We start from the raw sequence: 7,388 nt of genomic DNA on the forward strand, positions 1-7,388 counted from the left end.
GCCTATGTTTAAGGCTTAAACGATTTTTTAATACATTAAAGTGGGAAATTCAGGTTTTAATTATTGTTAAGTAATTGGATATGGATAACATTTTTTGCTATAACATCTGTTTTTGCTTTATATGCATCACTTGCACCCAAATATATTGGTTTTAATGCAAAAGTAATATCTACAAACTTGTTTTTACCATATTCAATTTTTGATGCATTTATAATTTCAATTTGATAATAACTGCGTGCTACAGCTGGATTATAGGCATCTTTTATAACATTATAATTATCATTAATAAACTTGATTAAATTAGTATATTTATCAAGATAATCTACTTTTTCTTGAGAATTTGCTTTATTATTTATCGATGCAACCATTTGCTCAGCACTCTCGGTTGCAGTTGATTTAAGACCATATGAAGAATTAACAGTTAAATAATCTGCTGATGCATATAATTTTGCTTGCCTTGATAAATATGTATATCAATCTTTTGCATCTTTGTTAGTATAATTATTAAATCCGACTAATCACAAAGGTGTAATTTGGTTAGTATATTTATCTTCAGCATTAGTTGGATTGAATCAAAACATTATTTTATATTGAATCATACCTAATGGAGCATATGCAGTGGTTTTATATGGTTTATAGACATTTTCATCATCCTTATATTTAACAAAATATGCTTTAAAAACACTTGGATCATAACTTTTTAGTCCATCATCGATATCAATAAAGTTTTGTAGCGATGCATCGTTTAGATCAACGATAATAGCAGGTTTTCCAAAAGATGAATCTAAATCATCAATGTTACTATATTTAGCATCTTTATATGCATCATCAAAGTCCTTGGTGGATTTTTTCATACCTGTTTTTGAGATATGTACTAATGGATCGAATAATAATGTGTTAGTTTTATTAGCAATAATTCAAGCTTTTGAGTATAAATTTTCAATTTTAAAAGTTTTTTCAATTGAATGATTATTTCCACTACTTAATTTCAAAGTCAGCGATAATGTACCATTTAATTCATTTAGATTACTAAATTTACTTTCATCAAAATTAAATGTTATTTCATTATCGAATCCATTTTTATTTGAAAAATTAAAGTATTTAAATAAATCTTTATCTGCTAATAAAACTTTTTTAATACCAGATGCTCATCAACGTTTTTTTAGTGTTAAGTGATTGATTGAATTAATTAAACTGTTTAACTCATCAACACTAAGCTGTGCTTTTGTAGTAGGTTTAGCTATAGTTGTAAATGACTTATTTTCGTTAATATGTACACTACCAATTCCGATAACTTTATAAGTTGTTGCAAAATCTAAATTTAAAGTTTTTATTTCTAATTTATTAGTATTCGGATTTCATATACTATTTAAATTAATAAAATCTTCCGAGTCATTTTTTTGTATAACAATATTTGGAGACTGTTTATAAACAAATGTATTAACAGTGTTATTACTTTGTAAATCTAAAATAATATTATGTTGATAATTAAATTTATCATATGAATAGTTTATTGTATTTATATTATTTGTTGTTGGTTTACTTGCATCAATTCTTAATGTATCGTTACCTTTATTATTTTTATTTACAAAAATAGGTTTTGAATTTAAATATACTCTTGCGATGCTGTATGTTCCAGACGGAAAATTATTAATCTGTAAGCTTCCTGTATATTTATCATTTGTTTTAGTTAAATTTATATTTCATAAACCACCAAAATCACTTTTTATATCAACTGAAACAGGATCACTTGAATCGGCTGATAAACTAAGTGAAACATTTAAATTATTATTAGTATTAGTTATTTCAACATTTTGATATCTGGTGGTGTTAATATGTGTATCAATGATAAATGAAGCACCTTGTTTTAAAGTAAAAGTAAGTGTTCCGTGTTCACTTTGTCCATCACCATTAGTTAATTTTAATGCTTTGAGTTTATATGTTTTATTTGGTTCTAAATCATAATAATGTCCTTCATCAGCTTCTTCAGGATTATTTTTAACAAAGATACGAATATTATCTAAACTTAATTGATTGTTATTATTTTCCTTAGGTGTAGCAAAAAAATCTAAATTGTAGTCTTTATTTGCATTTTCATCAGTGAATTCTGCTGTAAAGAAATACTGAGATCGATGAAGTGGAAATAAATCAATAACACCAAAATCTAATGACATCACATCAGATGAATCAGCTGAAACTTTATCTTCAAAAGTATATCCTAAACTATTTAATATTACCGGACGATTTCAGTCCAAGGTGGTAAATGATTTTTGTGATTCATCAGTTGGTAATGTTAAAGTTTTATCATTTAGTGTAACTGAATTTACAAAATACTTTGTATGAAAATCAAGATTATCAAGCACAATTTCAACATATGATTCTGATGGATTATAATCACTAAATTTATAAACTTTATTATCTAAATTTACTTCAAATTCATGATGGTTTTCATTTAAAAGATCGTTTGAACTAAAGTCAATATGCATTGTAGCAGAAGTAGCAGTGATATCTTTATAAGTTATTTTGCTAATTGCAAATGAATCAGTAGTAACTTCTTTTGATGTTGTAAAAGAAAGTTGGTTTTCTTGGTTTAATGCTATATCATTGTTATTTAAAGTTAATTTAGTTAGTTTGTAAGTTGTCTGAGGTTTTAGTGAATCTATTTGAAGCAATATCTTATGGTTTGATAAATATTTAAATTTATTATGTTTGGTTGTTGCTTCGTTGTTTGTTAAATCTACCGATAATGATGCTAATTCATTGTCTGTTATATCGCGGTTTAAATTAAACTCGATTGCAGCAGTATTTTTGCTTTTTGATACCAAATGTGCTTGATTAACTTGCAATGCATTAGAAGTGGTTGTAAAGGTGTGATTCAAGGATTTTATTGATAATGTCTTACCTTGATAACTTATAGAATTGATAGTATATGATTTTTGTGGGGTTAAATTAGTTAAAGTAAAATTGTAACTTTGAGTTTCTTGATTAAATGAAACTAAAATAGGTTGACTGTAATCGCTTACTTCTACATTTAATTGTGTGACATCTAAATTATTATCTGTCAAAGAGAATGTGATTGATAAACTGTTGTGACTAATCGAACTTGCTTGTAATGATTCAACTACATTTTCTGCTTTTGTCTTAAAACTAAAATCAAATGATGGAAATTCTTTATCATTTATTAACAATTTATTTAACTTATATGTTGTATTTATGTTTAGGTTGTCTAATTCAAAAGTTACTTCTTTTGTTTGTTTGTTGAATGACGAAGAAGTGTAGTTTTGATTATTTAATGTTAATATAAAATTACTTGCATTTAAAATATCAGATGATGTGTGAATCTTAATTTTTAATATAGCAGATGTTGTATGAACATTAGATGTTTGAACAGATTCGATTTTATATGATTCTTGTTTGTCAATAGGTTGAGATTTTTCACTTTCAGGATCAGGTTCATTTTTTTTTGGTGGTGTCAAATCACTTTGTTGTGTAGTTGTAAAAGAAAAATTATTGACATCTGAATTTAAAACACTATTTTTAAATTCTAATTTTATAAATGTATAGATAGTAGCAGGATTTAAATCATTTAAGTTAAATATAATTTCTTTTTGGTTATTAGATGTTTTTATTTCAGCAGCTATATAAGAAATGTTATTAAATATTATCTTAAAATCCGTTGCATTATTATATTCAGGTTTGCTTGCATCAATTATAGCTTTTATTTTTGCTGATTTTGATGTTGTTTGTAATGTTGATAAATTAATTAATTTTGGATTTATAATTACTTGCTTTGGTTTATTATCAGTTTGATTAGAACATGCAGTAGCTAATATTATCGTTGATGAAGTAATCCCCGATAATAAAAGAAAAATTTTCTGGTGTATTTTTTTCATTTAAACCTTTCTTAAAATTAAGATATAAGAATAAAGATATAAATTTCACTTTATATCTTTATTTGCATAATAAATTTAGTGTTATAAATATAAAAATTAAAAATGAAAAATTACTTTGATTAAATTACTTATTAATGAAAAGTATAAACAAGATAAACACTAAATAAATTCTTTGCTCTATAATTATATATTTTTATTTGTAATTTACGATAAATAAATGAAAATTTTTCCATTATTTAACCATAAATATATTATAACTATCTTATTTAAATATATAAAAACAGATAAGAAAATCTTGTGCAACTTATATCAACATTATTGATTCAGTGTTTTATTTAATTGTGTTTATAGAATCCCCCCCTCCAGAGAGATTTGAACAATATTTCATTATACACGGAAATTTTTCAACAATTAATAAAGAAATATAATTTTATAATTATCTAAGTATATTTATAAAATATTGATTTATCATATTAATTAAGTTTTTGATTAATAAATATGATCTTGGAATCATTCGCTAATCTTTGTTAATATTTGTTTCTACGGATATAGTTTTAGAAACAATATATTCTTATAATTTATAAAATCAGTTAACTAATTAAATATCAAAAAACAGAAATTAATTTTCTGCTTTTTGTTCTTGCTCTTGGGTTTTTGAATCTTTATTCTTTTCTTTGCGAGGAGCAGCAATTCATGAAATAACAACTCCAACAACTGCTAGAATACCAATTACAATCGATGTAATAATTATAGCTGCTGTAGTAGATTTAGATTCTGGTTCTTCAATCACTTCTTTTTGAGTTGCTATTTTTTCAGTTATCTTTAGTTGTACCTTTTTAAGATCTTCTATTGTCACTGCTTTTTGCACTTCATTTGAAAGAACTTGGACTTCATCGTTGTCGCTTATTATTTTAATTTCACGATTTAATTTCTCTTTAAAGTTTTGTATCAGTTCTTGGTTATTTATTTGACTTCAGACATTTATAAACAATGTAGATAAATCTTGTAATTTATCAGATGGTAATGTTTCACCTGTTTTAGCATTATTGATTTCTGCTAATTTTTCATTTGCAACATCTTGAACTGATTTTTTGGTATTTTTATCTTTTTCATTAGGTAACTTGCTTATAAGTTCTTTTAATTTATTCTCTGCATCTGATAATTTAGATGATTCTATAACTAACTTATTAATTGAATTTTTTAAATCTGAATTAACTTGATCTTCTTGCACTTGTGTAATTGATGTACCATTAGTTAATAAATCTTGCAGTTGATTTATAAGTTTTGTTTTTTCATCTGAAAACTGTTTAAATGAATCCACAGTGAAAAATGCATTTTCTTTTCAGGTGTTTTCAATTTCTAATTTAAGTGAATTAATATTAGTGGTGTTAAGATCTTTAATAGCAGGTTGAATCAATGTTGCATCAAGGAAAATTTCAGTTAATTTAGTTAATTGTTCTGTTTTTTGATTATTATCTTTTGCATCTGCATAAGATTTTTTAAAGTCTGCTACTTTTTTATCAATTTCTGCTTGAACTTCTGCGGCACCATCATTTTTTATTTTTGTTGTTAAATCTGTTATGATTTTATAAACATCATCTAATTTTGCATCATTTATCACTAATTGATACTTATAATGAATAATTTTTGAATTTGCTAGTCTTACATCAAAAACAGTAATTTCTTTTTTGTCAAGTTTTTCATCAAGAATTTTCTTCTCATCATCTACTATTTTTTTATATTGATTAAAAGATTTATCAGTGAAAATGCTATTTTCGTTAGTTAAAATTGACGCTATAAGTTGTTTGTATCCATCTTTTGCTTCTTGTAACTCTTTTGTTTCCTGTTTTGATGAATTTTTATTATCTGAATTGGTTTTCTTATCTGATTCATTTGTTTTAACTTCATTATCACCATCAAAATATTTTAATGGTGCTAATGACATATGCATTGATTGAGTTTTAGTTGGAACATTCTTTACCGAAATATAAGAAGCAACAACTGCAGTTGTCGCTACTGCTGTGACACTAGATGAAATTAGTAAAAGCGATATTAATTTCTTTTTGATTTTCATTTTACTCCATTTATTTATATAAATATATCGAATTATTTTATATACACGATATTATTATTATATCAAAATTTTATATATAAGATTTAGTGAATTTATTATTTTTTTATCTATTTTAAGGAAATATTTTCAATTGAAATTTAAAACTTACATAACTATACCGCTATCTTCTTCAATAACTAAGTCATTCACTTGTTTATTATCAACATCTGAATTTTCATCATTATCTGATTTACTTTCTTTATCTATATTTTTAACAATTTTAACATTTATTTCATTCTTAGTCTCTTTCGCATCTTCATTTAATGAAGATATATTAGGATTGAGAATATCATTAAAAACGATATTTATTTTGTCATTAAAATTTTCATTAAATATGTTAATTACATCGATATCTGCTTTATTAATATCATAATTACTATCATTTTCAGAATCTGCTCAATAATTTTTATATTTATTCTTTATATCTAGTTCATTAAAAATACATTCTCTTATTTGCTGCATCTTTAATCCATCTAAATTATTATCATAATAGTCTTTTATATCAATTTTTGCTTGTAAACCTATTCTAATTTGCTGCATTTGATCGTATTCTCATTTTGAATCCAAATATTTATCAACATCAACTGATGCTTGTAAACCTAAATAAATTTGTTCAAGTTGCCTTGGTGAATATTTGTTAAAATCAAGTTTTTTATCTTCAAGAAATTGTGGATAATCCTTTTTTAAAAAAGATTTAAACTTTTCAAATAAATGATGTTTTTGAATTATTTCAGTATATGTTGTGTATATTCCACCAGCTAAATCATCAAGTTCTAAAATAGTATCTGGATAATTGTTATTATTTAGAATTTTGTTTATTTGTCATTTAGCAGAATTAAGATATTTATATCCATCTGGTTTTATTTGTAATTCAGAATAATTTCTTCATAAAAACTCTTTATGTGAATATTTAGTTTGTGTATGAATTTTATTTTTGTTGATATTTATATAACTAAGTGAAACATAAGGTGGATTTTTAGTTAAGTTTTGATAAATTTTATTATAAATACTTTTGATATCATTAATATCAAAATAATTTGTATTTAAAAATATTACTGAATCTTTATCAAAAACTTTATATAGATCTTGTTTATTTATATGAAAAATTTGTGTTGTATCAATATAGCTTACTTTATTATTTAACATCTTTGAATTAGTTATTTCAACTTCGTAATTATATTTAAATCTCTTTTTATTATCAAAATCAGATGCACTACGAGCAGAAACATAATAATATTCATTATCTTGATAATTTTTAAAAAATATTACAGGATGCTTACCAATATTAATTCCTAAGCGATTATATGTTATTGAATATTTTGGCATTACTAATTTCATTAAAATATCTTTTTCTCTCATCATATTCCTTTATCACTTAATAT

General features: G+C 24.1%; 3 protein-coding genes. All 3 read right to left on the minus strand.

What is annotated here, in order from left to right; genetic code table 4:
• Window positions 1-56: 56 nt before the first annotated feature.
• Window positions 57-3,893: a hypothetical protein gene (locus ACXYRN_RS04050; protein WP_458607758.1), complete on the minus strand. Its 3,837-nt coding sequence runs from the start codon at window positions 3,891-3,893 to the stop codon at window positions 57-59.
• A gap of 619 nt (window positions 3,894-4,512) precedes the next feature.
• Complete coding sequence (locus ACXYRN_RS04055) at window positions 4,513-5,967, minus strand: hypothetical protein (protein ID WP_458607759.1); 1,455 nt, start codon at window positions 5,965-5,967, stop codon at window positions 4,513-4,515.
• A gap of 144 nt (window positions 5,968-6,111) precedes the next feature.
• Window positions 6,112-7,365 carry an Mbov_0400 family ICE element protein gene (locus ACXYRN_RS04060; RefSeq protein ID WP_458607760.1) on the minus strand — a complete coding sequence of 418 codons (1,254 nt, stop codon included), beginning with the start codon at window positions 7,363-7,365 and terminating at the stop codon, window positions 6,112-6,114.
• Between the last annotated feature and the right edge of the window lie 23 nt (window positions 7,366-7,388).

This window comes from Mycoplasma sp. 4423 (assembly GCF_054353855.1).